The sequence below is a fragment of the Flavobacterium panici genome (assembly GCF_024499525.1).
Classification (GTDB): domain Bacteria; phylum Bacteroidota; class Bacteroidia; order Flavobacteriales; family Flavobacteriaceae; genus Flavobacterium; species Flavobacterium panici.
The window spans coordinates 3,524,133-3,543,969 of the sequence record NZ_CP100437.1 but is presented as its reverse complement, the minus strand read 5'-3'; the positions used below and the strand labels follow the sequence as shown (position 1 = coordinate 3,543,969).

At 38.3% G+C, this 19,837-nt stretch carries 14 protein-coding genes; 9 read left to right on the top strand and 5 right to left on the bottom strand.

Going from position 1 to position 19,837, the window contains the following annotated elements; translation table 11 throughout:
- Window positions 1-46: 46 nt before the first annotated feature.
- The 4 genes from NLJ00_RS14885 to NLJ00_RS14870 all read right to left on the bottom strand — a co-directional run bounded on the left by NLJ00_RS14885 (window position 47) and on the right by NLJ00_RS14870 (window position 6,343).
- Window positions 47-1,483 (bottom strand): TolC family protein, encoded by a 1,437-nt coding sequence (locus NLJ00_RS14885; RefSeq protein ID WP_256634353.1) that lies wholly within the window; start codon window positions 1,481-1,483, stop codon window positions 47-49.
- Entirely contained in the window at window positions 1,473-4,679 is a 3,207-nt protein-coding gene (locus NLJ00_RS14880) for an efflux RND transporter permease subunit (RefSeq protein WP_256634352.1), read from the bottom strand. Before NLJ00_RS14880 ends, NLJ00_RS14885 begins: the two co-directional genes overlap by 11 nt.
- Window positions 4,680-4,703: 24 nt before the next feature.
- Window positions 4,704-5,789: an efflux RND transporter periplasmic adaptor subunit gene (locus NLJ00_RS14875; protein WP_256634351.1), complete on the bottom strand. Its 1,086-nt coding sequence runs from the start codon at window positions 5,787-5,789 to the stop codon at window positions 4,704-4,706.
- A 161-nt stretch (window positions 5,790-5,950) separates the two neighbouring features.
- Complete coding sequence (locus tag NLJ00_RS14870) at window positions 5,951-6,343, bottom strand: hypothetical protein (protein ID WP_256634350.1); 393 nt, start codon at window positions 6,341-6,343, stop codon at window positions 5,951-5,953.
- 410 nt (window positions 6,344-6,753) lie between these two features.
- Here NLJ00_RS14870 and NLJ00_RS14865 point away from each other — a divergent pair, with 410 nt between their 5' ends.
- The 3 genes from NLJ00_RS14865 to mrdA all read left to right on the top strand — a co-directional run bounded on the left by NLJ00_RS14865 (window position 6,754) and on the right by mrdA (window position 10,898).
- Complete coding sequence (locus NLJ00_RS14865; RefSeq protein WP_256634349.1) at window positions 6,754-7,116, top strand: hypothetical protein; 363 nt, start codon at window positions 6,754-6,756, stop codon at window positions 7,114-7,116.
- A 264-nt stretch (window positions 7,117-7,380) separates the two neighbouring features.
- Complete coding sequence (locus NLJ00_RS14860; protein ID WP_256634348.1) at window positions 7,381-8,673, top strand: hypothetical protein; 1,293 nt, start codon at window positions 7,381-7,383, stop codon at window positions 8,671-8,673.
- Window positions 8,674-9,050: 377 nt separating this feature from the next.
- The gene (gene mrdA / locus NLJ00_RS14855) at window positions 9,051-10,898 is read left to right on the top strand and encodes a penicillin-binding protein 2 (RefSeq protein ID WP_256634347.1); all 1,848 of its coding nucleotides are present in this window, start codon (window positions 9,051-9,053) and stop codon (window positions 10,896-10,898) included.
- A gap of 103 nt (window positions 10,899-11,001) precedes the next feature.
- Here the strand turns inward: mrdA and NLJ00_RS14850 are convergent, their stop codons facing one another.
- Entirely contained in the window at window positions 11,002-12,744 is a 1,743-nt protein-coding gene (locus tag NLJ00_RS14850) for an APC family permease (protein ID WP_256634346.1), read from the bottom strand.
- A gap of 469 nt (window positions 12,745-13,213) precedes the next feature.
- On the opposite strand from NLJ00_RS14850, the gene NLJ00_RS14845 reads away from it, so the two are divergent.
- The 6 genes from NLJ00_RS14845 to NLJ00_RS14820 all read left to right on the top strand — a co-directional run bounded on the left by NLJ00_RS14845 (window position 13,214) and on the right by NLJ00_RS14820 (window position 19,836).
- The gene (locus NLJ00_RS14845; protein ID WP_256634345.1) at window positions 13,214-14,272 is read left to right on the top strand and encodes a mechanosensitive ion channel family protein; all 1,059 of its coding nucleotides are present in this window, start codon (window positions 13,214-13,216) and stop codon (window positions 14,270-14,272) included.
- A gap of 168 nt (window positions 14,273-14,440) precedes the next feature.
- Window positions 14,441-16,432: a BCCT family transporter gene (locus NLJ00_RS14840; protein ID WP_256634344.1), complete on the top strand. Its 1,992-nt coding sequence runs from the start codon at window positions 14,441-14,443 to the stop codon at window positions 16,430-16,432.
- A gap of 795 nt (window positions 16,433-17,227) precedes the next feature.
- On the top strand, window positions 17,228-17,515 hold the full coding sequence (locus NLJ00_RS14835; RefSeq protein ID WP_256634343.1) for a hypothetical protein: 288 nt from the start codon (window positions 17,228-17,230) through the stop codon (window positions 17,513-17,515).
- A gap of 295 nt (window positions 17,516-17,810) precedes the next feature.
- Window positions 17,811-17,987: a histone H1 gene (locus NLJ00_RS14830; RefSeq protein WP_256634342.1), complete on the top strand. Its 177-nt coding sequence runs from the start codon at window positions 17,811-17,813 to the stop codon at window positions 17,985-17,987.
- A gap of 255 nt (window positions 17,988-18,242) precedes the next feature.
- Window positions 18,243-18,794, top strand: a complete 552-nt coding sequence (locus tag NLJ00_RS14825) for a hypothetical protein (RefSeq protein ID WP_256634341.1) — start codon at window positions 18,243-18,245, stop codon at window positions 18,792-18,794.
- Between the two features lie 823 nt (window positions 18,795-19,617).
- Entirely contained in the window at window positions 19,618-19,836 is a 219-nt protein-coding gene (locus NLJ00_RS14820) for a hypothetical protein (protein WP_256634340.1), read from the top strand.
- Window position 19,837: the final 1 nt, after the last annotated feature.

Below are 19,837 nucleotides of genomic sequence, written 5' to 3'. Positions count from 1 at the left end.
TGCCATAAGGCAGCCTTTTCCTACTACTAATAAAAAAAGAAAACAATTAATTCCATCCGCCGCCCAATGCCTTGTAAATATTGACAAAAGCATTCATCTGCTGTTTTTTGGTCTCGATAAGTTCGAATTTAGATTCCAATGCATCTTTTTGAGTAAGAAGCACTTCTATATAATCCGCCCTTGCAGAACTAAATAAATCACTGGAAATCTTTATGGATTCATTGAGTGCCTGCACCTGTTTGGATTTCAGATCATAGCTCTGTGCCGTGTTTTTAATTTTAGAGAGCTGGTTGGCCACCTCAATATATGCATTTACCAAAGTACGCTCGTAATTATAAACAGCCTGAATCTGCTTGGCATTGGCAGTCATATAACTGGCCTTGATCGCATTCCTGTTTATTAAGGGAGCTATCAGATCTCCAGCCAAAGAATACATTAAAGACTCCGGAGAGGTTAATAAATATTTTGTATTGAAAGCCTCATACCCAATACCTGCGGAAATTCCCAAAGAAGGGTAAAACTTTGCTTTGGCTGCTTTTATGTCTAGTTTGGCAGCTATCAGATCCATCTCGGCCTTTTTAATGTCAGGACGGTTTTCCAGTAATTGGGCGGGAACGCCGGCTTGAACAGCAGGGGGAATCATGGTATTAAAACTATTATCGTCCCTGGCTATTGTCTGGGGGAAACGCCCTAAAAGGAAATTGATTTTATTTTCCGTTTCATATATGTCCTGCTGTATCTCAAACTGCAGGCTCTGCGTATTGAAGACCTGCGCCTCAAAACGGCGTACAGCAAGCTCATTGACCCTGGCGGCTTCTTTTTGTATTTTTACAATTTTTAAGGCGTTGGACTGGATATCAATATTTTGATTCACTATTTTCAATTGATTGTCCAGGGCCAACAGTTCATAGTAAGAGTTTGCAATTTCAGCTATCAGGTTAGTAACCACAAAGTTTTTTCCTTCTACCGACGCCAGGTAACGGTTCAAAGCTGCTTTTTTGGCATTATGAAGTTTGTTCCAGATATCAATTTCCCAGGATGCCGAGAGTCCAAATCCGTAATTAGGCAGAGGATCAGGCGTTTCTTTACCAGGCCTGATTTCAGTAGTTGCCTCACCGGAACCCGTACTGGTATAGCGGCCTGATTTATAAAGGCTGGCTCCTGCATTAAATCCCAGAAAAGGCAGATATTCCCCTTTTCTTGCCCTGACTTCACTTCGGGCAACCTGTATTTCCTGCAAAGTAATGTTCAGCTCCTGATTGTTCTGTAATGCAATCTCTATAAGATTTTTTAAATTCTCATCTTTAAAATAACTTCTCCATTGTACTTTTCCTGTATTGGCGGTATCTGCAGAAGCATTTGCATAAACCGCCGGAACGGTCTTATTTTCGTCTTTTTGTACAACAGAAGGGGTTTTACATCCAATTAAGCACATCAATACGCAGGATAAGCCTGCGTATTTTATTTTTATATTATTCTTCATTTTCAAGCGTTTGATCGTTTGCTGAAAAATCATGTACGTGATGCATAAAATCATCTGACAATGAACTTTCTTCTTCTCCTTTAATTAATTTTCTTCCCTGGGCCAGTGAACCAAAAATATAGTACAGTCCCGGAACTATGATTACCCCGAAAATGGTTCCAAAAAGCATTCCGCCAAGAGCAGAACCGCCAATGGTACGGTTACCGATAGCACCTGCCCCCGAAGCAAAAATCAAAGGGATCAGTCCCGCAATAAAAGCAAAGGAAGTCATTAAAATAGGCCTGAAACGCACCCTGGCCCCTTCAATAGCCGCTTCTAAAATTGTAGCGCCCTGCTGATGTTTGAGCACCGCAAATTCAACGATAAGCACTGCATTTTTCCCCAGTAATCCCACCAGCATAATAAGTCCGATCTGGGCGTAAATATCATTCTGCAAGCCCATCATCTGCAGTATTACAAAAGAGCCCAAAAGCCCTATTGGTATGGACAGGATCACAGATAAGGGAATAATAAAGCTCTCGTATTGCGCCGCCAGCACAAAATAAACAAAAGCCAGCACTACCAGAAAGATATACAGTGATTCATTTCCTCTTGCGGCCTCGTCATACGAGAGCCCTTCCCAGGCAATATCATATCCTCTTGGAAGCGTTTTGGCCGATACTTCACGGACGGCCTTGATCGCATCGGCGGTCGTATATCCCCTGGCCGGCTGTCCCTGGATTGCCGCAGAATTATACATATTATAGCGGGTAACTTCATTGGGGCCCTGCGTTTTTTTAAGTTTCATAAAGGCAGAGTACGGAACCATTTCTCCGTGGTCGTTCTTTACGAAAAGATTTAAAACATCCGAGGGAAGCCTTCTGAACTTTGGATCCGACTGCACATATACCTTGAAAAAACGTCCAAACTTTATGAATCCCTGCTCATAAGTACTGCCTATCATAATGTTTAGGTTCTCCATTGCTTTTCCGATGGAAACGCCTTTCTGCATGGCCAGGTCATTATTAAATTCGAGTTCGTATTGCGGATAATTGGCGGCAAAAAACGTAAATAATCCAGAGAGTTCTTTACGTTTGCCAAGCTCTGCCATAAAATTTTTATTGATTTTGTCAAACTCCTGATAATTGGTGCCTGTTGTTTTATCGAGCAGACGCATGGAGAAACCTCCCGAAGAACCAAAACCCGGAATCGCCGGCGGTTCAAAAAATTCAACCACTGCCCCAAGGCCCCTGGATTTTTCCTCCAATTCCTGCATAATTTCCTTTACGGTATGCTTTCTGCCTGACCATGATTTCAAATTAATCAGGCAGGTTCCGGCATTGGATCCCCTTCCTTCGGTCATAATTTCATAGCCTGCCAAAGACGAAACTGACTCCACTCCTTCTACATCTTCACAAATTTTCTGAAGCCTGTGCGCCACTTCATTGGTGGTTTCCAGAGTTGATCCCGGTGGTGTCTGAATAATTCCATAAATAGTTCCCTGATCTTCACTTGGAATAAATCCTGAAGGCAGCACCTGGTTCTCAACAAATATAGCTCCACAGAATCCAATTAGAATGAAAAAAGTCAGCCATCTCCTGCTTACAATAGATTTTAAAACCGCTACATATCGGCCAGTCAGACGGTCAAACCATCTGTTAAAACCATCTAAGGCTTTGGTCAATACATTTCCTTTCTTTGGTTTCCCGTGATTGTTTTTCAATAAAATAGCACATAAAACCGGCGTAAGTGTAAGTGCTACTAGAGCCGAAATGATAATAGAACTTGACATAGTTACCGAAAACTGTCTGTAGAAAGTACCTACCGGTCCGGTCATAAAGGCAATAGGAATAAACACCGCTACCATAACGGCAGTAATGGCTATAACAGCACCACCAATTTCTCCAAGCACCAATTTTACCGCATGATAAGGGGTAATATGAGGAAATTCCTCAAACTTGGCGTGGACGGCCTCTACAACTACAATAGCGTTATCTACCACAATACCAATAGCTAATACCAATGAGAATAAGGTAACCAGGTTTATCGACATTCCAAAGAGCTGAATAACAAAAAAGGCACCCACCAGAGAAACCGGCACAGCAATAATAGGAATCAGAGTGGAACGCCAGTCTCCTAAAAAGACAAATACGACCAAAGCAACCAAAATAAATGCATCCCGAAGCGTATGCATTACCTGATCAATCGAAGCATCAAGGAAGCTTGATACGTCATAGCTGATTTTATAATCCATCCCCGGGGGAAAACTAGCTTTCATTTCCTCCAATTTTGCTTTTACATCATTGATTACATCACTTGCATTACTGCCATAGTTTTGTTTCAGTACAATAGCCGCAGAAGGGTGCCCGTCTAAATTGGAATAAATATCAAAAAATTCACTGCCAAGCTCCACTTTTGCTATATCCTTTAAATGAATGCTCTGTCCCTCTGCATTGGCACGTATAACAATATTTTCATACTGTTTGGGTTCATTATATCTCCCTTTATAGGTTAAAACATACTCTAAAGACTGTGCTGAGATACCCGAACTTTGCCCTAGTCGTCCCGGACGTCCAATAATACTCTGCTCCTGGAGAGCCTCCATGACTTCTTCTACAGAAATTCTGTAAGCCCTCATCCTGTCGGGATTCAGCCAGACACGCATGGCATATTTACGGCTACCTAAAATTTGTGATCTTGCGACCCCTTTTACCCTTGAGATCTCTGGTATCATTTTTACGTCAGCATAATTATAGAGGAATTTTTCATCCATACTTTTGCTTTTCGAATACAAATTGACATACATCAGCATGCTGGGCTGAATCGGCGTAATCACAACACCTTCACGCTGGACCAATTCAGGCAGCAGCGGCATTACCTGGTCTACCCTGGTTTTGACCCTTATAACAGCCTGATTGGGATCTGTTCCCGGCTCGAATATGATCCTTAGCGTTGCTTCCCCGGCGCTTGTCGCATCAGTGGCCATATAGCGAACCCCCTGTACCCCATTAAGGGAATTCTCCAGGGTAATCAAAGTTGATTTTACCAGTACATCTGCACTGGCTCCCGGATAGGCTATAAAAATGTTTACCGTTGTTGGCGCAATCTGGGGAAACTGTGATATAGGAAGCTGTTTGATGGCCAGCGAACCTATAAAGACAATTACAATCGAAATTATAATTGCAAAAACGGGCCTGTGTATAAATTTATTAAACATGTTTTTTTATTTTTAAAGATTCAATTACTCCGCATACAGCTCTAAATGAGACAATACGGATTCTGGCTGTACTAATTTGTAGTCTATTCTGTCGTTCTCTTTTACAAGACGCAGACCTTCCAGGAGAATCTTATCATCCAGGGACAAACCTTCTTTTATGACAAATAAGTGAGGCATCTCGGCCATGACAACAACTTCTCTTGATTTTACAGCGTTATCTTTATCAATTACATAAACATATTTTTTATCCAGTACCTCAAATGTAGCCTTCTGTGGAATAAGCATTGCGTTTTTTAATGCTATCGGCATCTCAATGCTTCCGGTTTCTCCATGTCTGAGTAATCTTTTTGGATTAGGGAAAGTAGCCCTGAATGGAATATTACCAGTCTCATTGTCAAAATCCGCTTCAATTGTTTCCACTTTTCCAGGGTAGGGAAATCTCTGGTTATTGGCCATTAAAAGGTTAACCTGCATTGGACTTCCTTTATCTGCCTGGGTCTGATAATCCAGATATTCGGACTCCGGAACATTGTAATACACCCACATGGAGCTGTTGTCAGCCAGTTCTGTTAGAAGCTCCCCTTCATCAACCAGACTTCCCGGGCGGACATGAAACTTATCGATGATACCATCAAATGGTGCCCTGATTTCAGTAAACTGTAAATGGACCTGGCTTAAGGACATTTCGGCATTGGCTTTCTCCAATTTTGCTTTTGCCATAGCCAGCTCGCCCGGAGCAACCACATTTCCATCGGCTAATCTTTTGGTATTTTTATATTCTATCTCCGCAAAACTCGCTTCTGCTTTCGATTTCTTTAATTCTGCCTCGTAAAGGGTCGGCATAATTTTAAAAAGCAGCTGTCCTTTCTTGACCGCCTGTCCTTCATCAACATAGATCTTCTGCAAATATCCGCGTTCCTGAGCCCTTAGTTCAATATGCTGGATGGAATGAATCTGAGAGACATATTCTTTGGTAATGGTAGTATCTCTTTCTATTGGATTGGTAACCAAAAATTTGGTTTTTTCTTCTTTTGTTTCTTCTTTTTTAGAGTTGCAGGCAGTATTCAATAGTATAGCCGCCACGCTTAGAAGCATGAGGATTCTGTTCATAATAATTTTAAGGTTTAAACCGAAATGATTTTTTTGTTTTAAAAAAGTCTTCAGGGAAGACCAAGGAAATCCTTACCCGTTTATTATAGCAGTAAACACTGCGCAACAAAGGATAAAAAACAATATATTATAAGTAATTTGGAATACTTACAGATTAAAAATCAAATTCTGAAAACCTGAAAAAGGACATATACCTTGTTGGAAAATAAATTGAAAATTTTGCGGTAATTTACCTTTTTAGTAAAGGCAACCGTATACTCGGTTAATTTATTACTGCCTAAAAAATTTAAAAAATAAGTGCTTTTTACAAGCTGTTTTTGGATACCTGCGAAATTTTCTTCTGTTTCTTCATTGTCAAGAAGACAGGCTTTTCTTTTAAATGTTTCAAAAAAACGGCCCCTGTCCAAACAGTGCCCGGAAACTGAATTTCCTTTGACAGGGATTATCAAATTTAGCTGACGATGAGAAAGCTGGGTGCTATGCGCGTTGACATTACCTTGTCCGCCGAGCAGAATGATAAATAAAAGGAAAAATTTTGTAAACCATTTTTTCATAGCGTGACAAATTTAGTAAACAGTATGATAAAAGCAATCATTAAAATTCAAAAATTCCAAGAAATGCTATTTTGCATTTCTTTAGTGCTATAATTTTAAAATATCGTTATTTTTGATTCTTAAAATAAAAATTTGATAAAAACGTTCTCAGTATCTTTGCAATCGGACTTGAAAGTTGTAAATAAAATGGAGAAAAGATGTTGAGCCTGCTTTAATTAGTATGTCATTTTTTTTGTTTATTTAAGTGAATTGCCAGTGCTCAAAAAATATTGAAACAGCTATTTTTTATAAGTCTATTTATTTTTTGCCATTTTTTTTTAAATTTTAGAATAATAAATTTTTCAAAATAACTATCTTTGTAAAACAAAATATAGCCTCAATTCAAAATATTTTTTTGCCTATAATCCCCAATGAAACAATTTAAGTTCATAAGTGTTATCTTTCTGCTACTGCTTTCCCTTGTAGGCAGAGCAGAATGCAGCAAACACAACGGTGCGCTTGAAAATTTCAAATCTTACAATACCTTTATAACTTCTGGAATTCAGATCAATTCAGCATCCGCTTTGGCGCATACTAAAGACCAGGATATTCATTTTATAATAAAAAAGAAAGTAAAAAATCGTGCTACGTCTTCAGAGAGCATCACTTTTAAAACGCCGTACCTGATCAAATTAGTTGATTTTAAGATCTTCAAAAATCGTCTGATATATGGCATTGCATCGGTTTATCAAATTCAGCGCTATAATTATCTGCATCTCTACCAGCTTTTCTAACATCTGGTATTTCCTATTTTTAAAATTCAGTTTTTTTAACGTTATCTTCTTTGATGATTTTGACAAGGCAAATAACCTTATAAAATCATTTTAGAAAACTGTATCAAATTGCCCCGCCTGTTATTAATAATAATGCCAAATATCTTTTTACAAAGACTTGCAGCATAACCTTTAATAATTTCAAAAACTGAATATCCAAATTTGTAATTTTTACAATACGCAAGATAAATCCAAAGAATTAAAACCAATAAAACATACCTTATCATGAAAAAAATTACTCAAATCATCTGTGTTCTTTTGACAGTTACAAGTATGAGTGCACAACAGGAGAAAGGAATCATTGGCTACTCGAACTGGCTTTCCAACTGGTCGGAATTTAAGCCTCATAAAGCAGAATACGGAGAGGCCAACCAAATTTTGGCAGGAAACATTTCTGTCAATACCAAACTGCTCAAAAGGAATATTTATGTGCTGCAGGGAAACGTGTATGTCACTAATAATGCGGTGCTAACAATCGAACCCGGGACTTTAATTATCGGTGATTTCCAGACAAAAGGAACCCTGGTTGTTACAAAAGGCGCGCAGCTTGTTGCAGACGGTCTGGAAACCGACCCTATTGTGTTTACTTCCAACCGCAGCATGAAAAAAGCAGGAGACTGGGGAGGGATTGTACTTCTTGGAGATGCCCCTATCAATAAATTTGGAAATATTGGTTCGTATAACTTAGATCTTGATCCTGCACTAACAACATATGGCGGGGATAATACTTTATCGAATTCCGGAATTTTAAGATATTTGAGAATCGAATTTGCCGGCAAAAATATTAAGGGTGCCGATACATTCAACGGTTTGACAATCGCAGGTGTCGGGAGCCAGACCATTCTGGAGAATATAATGGTCAGTTATTGCGGCGGTAACTCATTTGCCTTCTATGGTGGTGATGTAAATGCTACTAAATTGGTATCCTATAAGTCAATTAACGACGACTATAAATTCACTCAGGGTGTCCAATGCCGATTGTATAATTCGCTGGCTGTAAGATCTTCTTATCTGTCAAGCAACAGGGACGGCTCACGCTGTCTGGAGGTAAAATCATACGAAAATAAAAATGAAACGGATTTTACCAAAAAACAGACTTTTGTTTCGGCAGCCAATATAACAATGCTCAATGACAGTGAAAATATCAATGCCGATATTCAGTCAGGTCTTGTCAAAGAAGCCCTGTATATTTCCGAAAATGCCTCCCTTGAAATGAAGCGCAGTGTAATTTCAGGATTTAATCCTGCTGTTGTACTGGACAGCAAAATGGAGGTTAAAGCTGATAACCTAAAGGGAATTAAATTGGAGGAAATGTTTTTTAATCTCTGTACGGCAAATATCCTCACAGAGGGCAACAGGAACAAGGAAGAATTAGAACACTGGTATGGCAACAGTTTGTTTTTTAATGTGTATTCCAAAACGGACAATAAAGAGACATTTGTTGACATATTTGATCCAAAAAGACCGGATTTCAGATTGCAGTTAGGAAAAATTACCGCCTCAAGCGGCAATAGATAATTTTAATTTCCATATCTAATCCACATGCCGCTTATTTAGACCCATATTAGATTTTAAACTAAAGGTATTTTGATAAAAATATCTTTAAGCTAACCCGTTTATGCGGTTTTGCAATCAAATCATACAGGAGCTTTTAGCCTGTAGGACATAAAATAAGACATTTATGTCCTATAGGCTAAAATAATTCAAATGTTGTTTTTTATCTGCTGCTCGATTATTCTGCTTATCAGCAACATTTTTTTTGCATTGATCCACTTCGACAGCATGCAGATGACAAGTTATGTGCACTGCTGAAGCGGATTAGGTGTGCTTTTTCCCCAAATGCCGCTGCCAAAACTTATTACTTAACTGCATTAACCTTACCCCAACTGTTCACCTTGAGAAAATTATTATTTCCAATTATAATTATAACATCCGCCGCTATCTTAATTATAAGAATATTTTATTTACAAATTTTGAATCATTCCTATAAATTAAAGGCTGAAAACAATTCCATAAAAATTCAATATGTAATACCCGAAAGAGGCAATATATACGACAGATATGGCAAAATATTAGTAACAAACCAGCTCTCATATGATATTATGGTCATCCCTGGGGAAATCAAAAATATCGATACTTTAGAGCTTTGTAAATTATTAAAAATTAGTACCGGGGAATTTTCAAAACAAATAGCAAAAGCAAAGTCATACAGCACCCGGCTGCCTTCTTTATTTCTAGCCCAATTGGATCGCAGTAAATTTTCAGCATTTCAGGAAAAAATAAGAAATTTTCCCGGATTTTATTTTCAAAAAAGAATGCTCAGGAAGTACACAGTAAATTATGGGGCAAATATATTTGGCTATACCGCGCAGGTAAACCAGGAATTACTAAAAGAAAATTCATATTATAAAAGTGGTGACTTAATAGGGAAACAAGGCGTTGAAGAAAGTTATGAGGAGCTTCTGCGCGGTGTCAAAGGAATAAAATATTTTCAAAAAGACAAATTCAACAGGAAGATTGGATCCTATCAAAATGGCAATTATGATACGCTGGCTGTTAAGGGAACTGATATGAACCTGTCAATTGACGCAGAACTGCAGTGCTACGGAGAGCGGCTGATGGTACATAAAAGAGGCGCAATTGTAGCTATTGAACCACAGACCGGCGAGATACTAGCTTTAATAACTGCCCCCTCGTACGATCCGGGTTTATTAACAGGAAGCTCGCGGTCAAAAAATTACACGAAATTATTCTATGACTCGATTTCAAAACCATTGTATAACAGGGCCCTATTAGCAGAGTACCCGCCCGGCTCGCCCTTTAAGATATTGACAGGTTTAATTGGCCTTCAGCAAGGTGTCATTACCGAAAATACAAGCTTTATATGCAGCCATGGATTTAGTTATGGCCGAGGAAGCTTTATGAAATGCCACGGGGCAGGGCCCCATCAATTACGTAATGGGATTTACAATTCCTGCAATACCTACTTTGCCAATACCTATATGCTGAGTATTAACAGGTATTCAACACCATCAGAGGGTGTTGACTCCTGGGCTAATTACCTGAAAAGTTTTGGTCTGGGCAACTATATGGGCTATGACCTGCCAACGGGAAGAAAAGGCAAAATTCCAACATCGCAGACCTATAACAAAATTTATCCAAACAGGAAATGGAAGAGCACCACTATCATTTCCAATTCTATTGGACAGGGAGAGGTTTTAATCACTCCTATCCAGCTTGCAAGCATGATGGCGGCAGTAGCGAACCGTGGCTATTATTATACACCTCATATCGTAAGGAAAATTTCCGGACAAAAGATCCCCTCAAGGTTTACCACAAAACATGTAACCGCTATAGAGGAAAAGTATTTCAATGCTGTTATTGATGGATTGTCTGATGTATACAATTTTGGGACAGCACGCGGTTTGAATGTTCCGGGAATAGAGATTTGCGGAAAAACAGGTACAGCAGAAAATTTTGCCAGAGTAAATGGAAAACGGGTTCAATTGACCGACCATTCCATATTTGCTGCATTTGCCCCAAAGAATAATCCCAAAATTGCCATTGCAGTATTAATTGAAAACGGCGGTGCCGGCAGAACCATTGCAGGTCCGATAGCCAGCCTTATGATCGAAAAATATCTTAAAAGAAAAATAAGCCTTGCGGATTTGGAAATTAAAGTTCTTAATACCAGTTTAGAAAATCAATACAATCATTCAACGGAGCTAAAAAATAAAATGTAACCGAAAAACAAAGCCATCCTTTAATATTCTTAATTTCTAAAAAGAACAGCCTTTTGTGCAATATGATCAGACAGCCTTTTCTATATAGTACTTTTCGATAGTTTTACATAATCAGTCTTACCCCTCCCAATTCAGAAACCCGATAGGAAAATTTATCTCCAGGCGAGGCAATAAACATAAAATTTTTGGGAATCTTCCACTGCTGTGACAATTCATCTATAAGATCAGGTCCAAATACGCCATCAATCTCCACAAACTCAATATGGATTTCAGGATAGGCCCTGTCAAGCACCTCAAGATCTTTCCTGAGTGCGTCGTTGCATTCCTCCACTGCCCTGACATTGACAATTTTCAGCTTTCTGGTAGTCTCATTGTTCTGAACATACTGCATTACTTTGTTTAGTATTGCCACGTCGTCACCTTTTGTAAAAAAAACAAACTCCTGAGAATGAATTTTATTCTGCACTTTTCTCAAATAGCGATTGCTTATAATGGCAAACTTGCGGACAGGCTGATAGAAATATTCCAAAATATCCACCATCGTCTGTATCAAAAGCGATCTGTTGAGCATAATGAGCACAAATAAAACCGCGGGTATAAGATAATTAATAAAGGTTTGAAAGGCCTCCTTATTTAGAATAATATTCCCTGCAAATCCAATTAGTATAAATGCAATTGCCACCACTACTGCTATTCCCCTTGCCTTTTCAGGTCTGGGAAGTTTTCTGCGTTTTATTTTCAGCAGCAGATTTCCAATACCAAAAAGCGCCATAACGGCCAGAAAAGAAAAAGTATAAACACCGGCTAATGCTTCCAGTCTTCCTTTTGTAACGAGCATAACCGATACGCATAGTATCAGAAAGGTAACGATGATCCTGTAATTGGAGCCTCTTTTGTTTTCTTTAAGAAAATAATTGGGCAGTATCCTGTCCAGGGTCATTCTTTTGAGAAGTCCTGAGACACCGACAAAAGAAGTAAGCACCGCACCGCACAAAACAAGAACGGCATCTATGGAGATCATCCATGCCAGCCAGTCCCCGCCCGTGGTGTGTCCCAGGTAGGATAAAAGCGATTCTTTGTGCTCTCCAAGCTGGGCAATGGGTATTATGGCAATTAACAGCAGGGCGATTACTGGATTAAAAAAGCTTACAATAGCCCACATATTGCGAAGGGTCTTTGGAAAAACCCCTGCCTTTTGTTCTTCTACAAAGTTAGCAGAACTTTCAAAGCCGGAAATCCCCAGCATTGCTGCAGAGAAACCCAGAAACAGCGTATATATTATCCCATTGGAATTCATAGGCAGTTCCCAGTTAAGGTGAAAGGTTTCCAATCCATTTGAAAATATAAAAAAACCTGAAAACACCACCAGCAGTACTAGGGTAACCAGATGAATTATAAAGATACAGACAGCGACAATGGCCGACTCCCCTATTCCAATAATTGCCAGTAAGGTAAATAAAACCAAAACTACTGCCGCTGCCATAAGGATATTGATTCCCTCAAATATAGTATGCAGATAATGCATAGCCTCAGTGGCTGATATTACTGCCGTGGTCATATAGGACAGTACGGTAAGAATCGCTGCAAATGAAGCTATCCTTTTTGTTGATGTATTGAGCAGCACATTATATGCTCCTCCATTAAGAGGCAGTGCCCCGACAACTTCACCATAAATTTTCCGAAAAAGCAGCAGCACAAATGCCACTATCAAAAGTGAGATCCAGGCATACTGCCCGGCATATCCAATGGTAAGAGCAGAAACATAAAGGCAGGAAGAAGTAATATCGTTACCGCAGATAGCAGTTGCCTGAAGTTCATTTAGTTTGTGCGTAATGTTCTTTTTCATAGAAATAATGGTAATTATAAAAAGGAAATAACCCGAGGTTTTTTTATAAAGGGTATTCTCCTATAAACAAAGTTAAGTCTAAATTAATACTTTACCCAACAAAAGTGCTAAAAGTCCAACAGGGCAATTATCCAGATAGTCTGTCATCTTATAAAAAAGAAAAAATAGAACTATTGGTTATTTTTCTTGGAATCGGTTTTTTATATGGTTAACTTTGAAAATACTAATTATCAGTACACCTATTTCAAAATTATAGCTGTGTAAATAATTCGTTACTGCTTGTGTCAATTAACTGTTGATCTACTATTTTGATAGTATTCTTTAGCTTTCACTGTCTTTAGACAGCACTCCCCGGGCTTTTTTCAACTAAAAACTTTGATAAGCAAAATTTGCGTCTATTTTATGCTTTTGTAATCTCCAGGTGTTCCGTTAGTCCAATACTTTTGAATCGAAACATTAAAACTTATCTATGGATATCTTAAACACAACCTTTTTAGACAATACTTTTTTAACATGGCTTATCGCAGCGTCAATAATAATAGCATCTGTAATTATTGTAAAGGCAGTCAAAGTTGTGGTTATCAGAAGACTCAAAAACTGGGCCCTGAATACAAAGACTACCTGGGATAATTTTATCATCGAGGTAGTGGATAAATCTGTACTTCCTCTACTATATATCAGTGCTTTTTATTTTGCATTGCAGACTCTTAAACTCCCTGCAAATATTGACAAAATCATACAGGTAGCCTACATGTTCGCCTTTACCTACTTTATCCTTAAAATCATCAGCGCAGCCTTTAAAAAATTTATCTATTCCTTTATCCAAAGATCGGAAGAAAGCGAAAGCAAGCAAAAACAGGCAGGAGGCCTTATTGCTATTGTAAATATTATTATATGGGTTTGCGGTATCATATTTCTAATCGATAATATGGGCTACAACGTCACTACTCTGATTGCCGGATTAGGTGTCGGGGGTATTGCCATAGCCCTTGCCGCACAGGCAGTTCTGGGGGACCTTTTCAGTTATTTTGTCATCTTTTTTGATCGTCCCTTTGAAATTGGTGATTTCGTGCAATTAGGACCTGACAATGGAATTATTGAATATATCGGAATTAAAACCACCCGTATTAGGACCCTTAGCGGAGAACAGCTGATCTGCTCCAATACAGACCTTACGAATTCCAGACTCAGGAACTATAAAAGAATGGAAAAAAGACGTGTTGTTTTTTCTTTGGGAGTTACCTACCAGACCACTCATTCACAGTTATCGGAAATACCAAACATTGTAAAAGGAATTGTATCCTCAAAGCCTCAGCTCCAATTTGACAGGGGACATTTCTCGGGATATGGTGATTTCAGCCTGAATTTTGAATTTGTATATTATGTACTGGATGCTGATTATAATCTTTATATGGATAATCAACAGGAAGTCTATCTTGAAATATTTTCTGTTTTTGAGAAAAAGGAAATTGATTTTGCTTATCCTACCCAAACCATAGTTATGGACAAAGAAATCAAATTGAACTAACAGCATGCTGTCGCTATTCTGATTGCAAATTCAATACACTTTATCAAAATTGGCAAACACTGCTTAAATTATAGTCAAAAATTATATTCCTTAAGTCAGATTTCTTTAGTTAAATTATAAAGTTATGACCGGCTGGCCTTTAATCAATCTGCAATAAACATTTTTAGCATGGAAAAAAATAAAAAAAGCACCACTTTTGACAAAGGTGTGACAATACCCGGGTTACTATTTATATTCGGCATCTGCACATTTACAATATTATTTCCTAAACCAACGGAAATAGTGCTCGAAAATATTAAAAATTTCATATTTGTAAACCTGAATTGGGTTTATGTCTGGTCAGTTACCCTATTTGTGATATTTCTGGTATATCTTATGTTCAGCAAATATGGCAATATAAAATTAGGAAATAACGACAGTGAGCCTGAACATTCTTTCTTTTCCTGGATATCCATGCTTTTCGCGGCGGGAATGGGAATTGGACTGATGTATTTTGCAGTCGCAGAACCGATGTCTCATTACGATGATGAGGCTTTTTCCACAGATCATTATATCAATCAGGCGAAAAATGCACAATTATACACTTTTTTTCACTGGGGCATACACGCTTGGGCTGTTTATGGTTTGGTAGGGCTCTCACTTGCTTATTTTTCTTATCGGTACCGCTTACCCCTGTCGCTTCGCAGCTGTCTTTATCCGCTCTTAAAAGAAAAAATTAATGGCCGGTGGGGCAATGCAATTGATGTTTTTGCCCTGTGCAGTACTTTCTTTGGAATTACAACTACATTAGGTTTTGGAGTGGTGCAGATTAATTCAGGACTCAAGGCATTGCATATAGTATCGGACACTAATTTCACCTCTCAGGTCTTTATTGTTGTGGTGCTGGTCTCGCTGGCTATTTTCTCGGCCATTTCAGGAGTAAGCAAAGGCATTAAAATTCTAAGCAATATCAATATATCGGCTGCCATAATCTTAATGCTTTTTGTGCTTATCGCAGGTCCAACCGTGTATATAATTGCAAGTTTTACCGAGGGCCTCGGGAATTATATCAGCAGCTTTTTTACCATATCTTTCAATACCCATGTTTATGATGAAAAGTCCCTGCCCTGGTTCTACAACTGGACCATATTATATTGGGCCTGGTGGATTTCATGGGCACCATTTGTAGGATTGTTTATAGCCCGTATATCAAAGGGACGTACTATAAAATCATTTATAGCGGCAGTACTTCTTTTGCCAACGCTCTTTAATTTGATTTGGATGTCAGTTTTTGGCAGCAGCGCAATCTGGACAGACTTTCATATTGCAGGAGGAGAACTGAGCAGCCTTGTAAATAATTCTGAAGCCTTAATGTTCAGCTTTTTGGATTACCTGCCTTTTCCCCTTATTTCAAAGGCACTAGTTATCCTGATTGTAATCATATTTTTTATGACCTCCGCTGATTCAGGAATTTTGGTTATGGACAGTATTGCAACAAAAAATTCCCAGGTCTCCCCAACATGGCAGAAAATTTTTTGGGGTATAGTGCTTGCAGCTCTTGCGCTTTTGCTTTTAGACGCAGGAGGATTAAAAGCACTTCAGACCATGACACTCATAACTGCCCTGCCTTTCTCGGTAATCATGCTTTTTATGGCAGCCGCCCTCATGAAAGGCCTCATTATAGATTATAAATACTACCAGCGCAGTTTTTCTGTGTCCACTGTACCCTGGTCGGGAAAATTATGGAAAGAGCGCTTAAAACAGATCGTTACTTTCAAAGACAGACGCTCTGTGGAGGAATTTATAATCATCAAAGTAGAACAGGCCTTTACCGAATTGCAGGATGAATTTGCTTTGAGGGGAATTCAGGTATCCATCAAATCTGTATCGGATCCCTTTGGTGTGGAACTGGAAATTTCGCATGATTTGGTGCATAATTTCATATATGGAGTTAAGATCGAAGCAAAAATAGTTTCAGATTATCTGGTTGAAGAACAGAACCTGCCTGAATTTCAAAACAGCAGGACCTACTATCCTACAACCTATTTTGGCGATACCAGAGCAGGATATGATGTTCAGTATTTTACTAAAAACGAACTCATCAGCGATGTGCTGAAGCACTATGAAAGATTTATTGAAATTACGGCTGAACAAGCAAACGAAATGTTTACAAGCAGATAATTAAATAGTTATTGCTTTTGAGAATTTTAATACATTTTCCATCAATCCCCAACGGGACATCCAAACCAAAATACAAAAGCCACCTAAAGACAGCCTCTACCTCCAGTAAGCCAATCTCTTCAAATCCTCCATAAAATTTATAGAAATTTGTCCTGTCGGGGTCACAAATAAGCCAAATGGCGCCAATTGAAGACAATTGACGCCATTTTTTATATAACCTTCTTATTTTTATTAGTCTAAAGAACCAGGCTCCTCCAGCAGCCCTAGCCCCGATTGCTTCGCCAGTTCGCTTCGCTCGTGTGCAGTGAAAATCCTTTTGTGCCGGTGTTCGGCACAAAAGATTGCAGCGGATAGCGGGAAAAGCTCCTAAAAAATAATATCGAACCTAAAAACTAATATTAAATACAATTAACGATGCTAATCATCCGAATTAGATTTCGTTAGCAATACCCGATTAATTCAGGCCTTACAGAGCTCTGTCCGCTTTTCTGCAGTCAGCCATAAAAAAGCCGGGACTTACCAAATCCCGTCTGATGCATCTCAACGATAATTAACGGCATCAAAAAAAACATCCCCATATTGCAGATAATGGAAAAATGGCTCAAAGAGTACCATAAGGAAAAAATAAACGGGTAACACTGAAAATTAAAGCTCAGTGTTATGCTATAACCAGTCCCTTTTGGACCTGCATTTCAATTCAGATATCAGGGAAAACATTTAAAAAACATTCAAATCCTAATCAAATCTTTGTATCTTTATTCAAAGCTATTATGTTATAATTTAAACTGTTATATCTTGGAAAAATCATCCCTTTATTTTGACAGCATACTAAAAAAACTTGCCCAGAGTTATCCCGGGAGCTGCGCGCTGGAGGAGCTCAGGGCACTTGTAATGCCCCCTTACAATGTTCAGAGGACATTTGCCCAGAATATGTCCGCCCAGAGGCAAAACCAGGCAGAAATACTCGATGCCCTGATCCTGCTGGATGAAAAGGGGTATATTGTCCTGAATGAAGCTACAGATGAGAGCTCTATAACCCTGAAAGGCCTTGTCAAAATAAATCATACGGTATTGTGCAATTAACCTATGGTGCAAAATTCGGATAAAATGCAAACTGAATCAGAAGCCATCTGAATTTGGTTTGAATTTATTGTGCAATTTAATAGAACCTGACCATCTTAGCAAAAAGCATGATTTCGAATTATAAAAAATAAAAGTAATCCCTTCTATTTCAAACCTTTACACCACATTTTTTTAGTCCTGCCCACCAACGGGTCAAATATTAAATTCTACGCTAAAAAAAAACAAATAGAAAAATTACTTGTATCTATGGACTAAACTTTTATTTTTGCGCTCTTAAATTTAACCACATTTAAACATGAAAGATCTAGTTGCAAGAATCAACGCAGAAATCCAGACCTTTAAAACAGAATCAGATGCACTGATCGAAAAAGGTGTGAAAGCGGCCGGTGCAAGAGCCCGCAAGTCAACTTTAGAAATCGAGAAGCTGCTCAAAGAATTCAGAAAAGTTTCGATCGAAGAATCTAAAAAATAAATTCATTCTTACTTATTTTTACCCAAATTAGGCCTTCCGGAAAACTGAAAGGCCTTTTTTATACTCTTCTTTACACTGGTAAGCCCTCTAAAGAGGGAACCTCTGAACAAAAAAAGCTGATCCAAAGCTCAAGAGCAATTTTCAATGACAATAAAGCTTAATTTTTGCTGCGCTTCTCGTTGAAAAACCCATTTCGAATCAGCAATAAAAAATATATTGAAAAATCATTCACCTGCAATACAAAGCTTCTAAACTATGATTGATAAAGATTCTAAAACTAAATATGCACGCTTTAGAGCGCGACTGGATTTTTTTATTCTTTTTATTTATGGCGGTTTGTTAATCATCACTCTAATGCTAAATTACATAACAGCTCATGAGATATTAAACACCAGGCGAGCTGATGGCTCAATGCATATTAACAGGGCAATGTGTGCTGTATTGTTGATCTCCATGTCTTTGTTTTCTCTGGCATTATATCGTATTATAAGAGTATGCAGAGAAGCGGTTTTTTTCATCAACCAAGTTCAGATAAGCAATAAGAGATTACTATTAAAAGGATACAGGTATGATGCTATATGGGAAGAAACCCTTGATATTAAAAATACCCAAATTGAAATGTTAAACCGCGGAAAAAGCAGGGCTCCCCAGGTATATTATCTGCAATTCACCGATGAATTAAATCTAAAATACCACATAAACACATCTTTTTATTGGAGCTACACCGAGATTTTGTTTTTATACAGAGATCTTAAAAAAATGCAAAAACAAGAAATAGCATCCGTAAAAACGGCATCGAGAAACTAAAATTTCCTTTTTTACAAATCCTGCATAAGCATACCATAAGAAATGTAATATACTCAAAGATCAGGTTAGATCGATACATCCCCAATAGTTCTAAAGCAAAATCCTGAGAAAATTAGCCTGTTCAGGATTCTTTGCGGTTTGATCTATTCTTGCTTCCATTTCTTGAAAGTTTTAAACGCCTGTGCATTCCAGGACAAATGCCTTGCGCCCTATTAGGTCTAAATTATACCAAAATGCGTTTGACCCGTGTTTAAAAATTTAAACCTTCAAAAGAAACTAAAATTGCCAATAGGTAAATTCTATTTATCTGCTTTTTTGCCCATTATCAGACATTATCTAATGATTACATTTTATCGCACAATCATATATAAAACTAAACACATTTTTGCTTCAATCCCCAACAGGACATCCAAACCAGATTTCTAGTGCCATTAAAAGACAACACCTTCTTGTACTTGTAGTAAGATAATCTCTTCAAATCCTCAATAAAGTGGTGCGAAATCTATCCTTTACGGGTCACCACGGCCAAAGGCGCCAATTCAAGACAATTGGTGCTTTTTTTTATACTATTAGCCCCGATTGCTTCGCCAGTTCGCTTCGCTCGTGTGCAGTGAAATCCTTTTGTGCCGGGGTTTGGCACAAAAGATTGGAACCTATAGCGGGAACAGCTCCTAAAACCAAAAAAAAATACTGCCGGACTGTAAATTATATAACAAAATAATACAGTAATGCGTTAATTTTGCAGGCTGCAATTCGGCAGTAGAGAGATATAAAAACAACACTAACAGCCTGCTGCGCAGCGCTGTTATGGAAATGATAAAAAATGAAAAAATTTGAAATTAAAAAAGCCCATCACAACAAATGGCTGGTATCCCACAACGAATTCCCTAAATTCACCTGCCAGTTTGAGGACAAAAGGTTTCATTATCAAAGAACCATTACAGGGCTTTCTGATCCTGCAGATGATCTTAAAGAAGTCCACCTTTTGCAGAAAATGGAAAAATGGCTCAGGGAGTACCACAAGGATAAAATAAACGAATAAA

Coding starts and splice junctions, on each gene's coding strand:
- NLJ00_RS14885 (WP_256634353.1), bottom strand. CDS start 1,483: ATGAAGAATAATATAAAAATAAAATACGCAGGCTTATCCTGCGTATTG.
- NLJ00_RS14880 (WP_256634352.1), bottom strand. CDS start 4,679: ATGTTTAATAAATTTATACACAGGCCCGTTTTTGCAATTATAATTTCG.
- NLJ00_RS14875 (WP_256634351.1), bottom strand. CDS start 5,789: ATGAACAGAATCCTCATGCTTCTAAGCGTGGCGGCTATACTATTGAAT.
- NLJ00_RS14870 (WP_256634350.1), bottom strand. CDS start 6,343: ATGAAAAAATGGTTTACAAAATTTTTCCTTTTATTTATCATTCTGCTC.
- NLJ00_RS14865 (WP_256634349.1), top strand. CDS start 6,754: ATGAAACAATTTAAGTTCATAAGTGTTATCTTTCTGCTACTGCTTTCC.
- NLJ00_RS14860 (WP_256634348.1), top strand. CDS start 7,381: ATGAAAAAAATTACTCAAATCATCTGTGTTCTTTTGACAGTTACAAGT.
- NLJ00_RS14850 (WP_256634346.1), bottom strand. CDS start 12,744: ATGAAAAAGAACATTACGCACAAACTAAATGAACTTCAGGCAACTGCT.
- NLJ00_RS14845 (WP_256634345.1), top strand. CDS start 13,214: ATGGATATCTTAAACACAACCTTTTTAGACAATACTTTTTTAACATGG.
- NLJ00_RS14840 (WP_256634344.1), top strand. CDS start 14,441: ATGGAAAAAAATAAAAAAAGCACCACTTTTGACAAAGGTGTGACAATA.
- NLJ00_RS14830 (WP_256634342.1), top strand. CDS start 17,811: ATGAAAGATCTAGTTGCAAGAATCAACGCAGAAATCCAGACCTTTAAA.
- NLJ00_RS14825 (WP_256634341.1), top strand. CDS start 18,243: ATGATTGATAAAGATTCTAAAACTAAATATGCACGCTTTAGAGCGCGA.
- NLJ00_RS14820 (WP_256634340.1), top strand. CDS start 19,618: ATGAAAAAATTTGAAATTAAAAAAGCCCATCACAACAAATGGCTGGTA.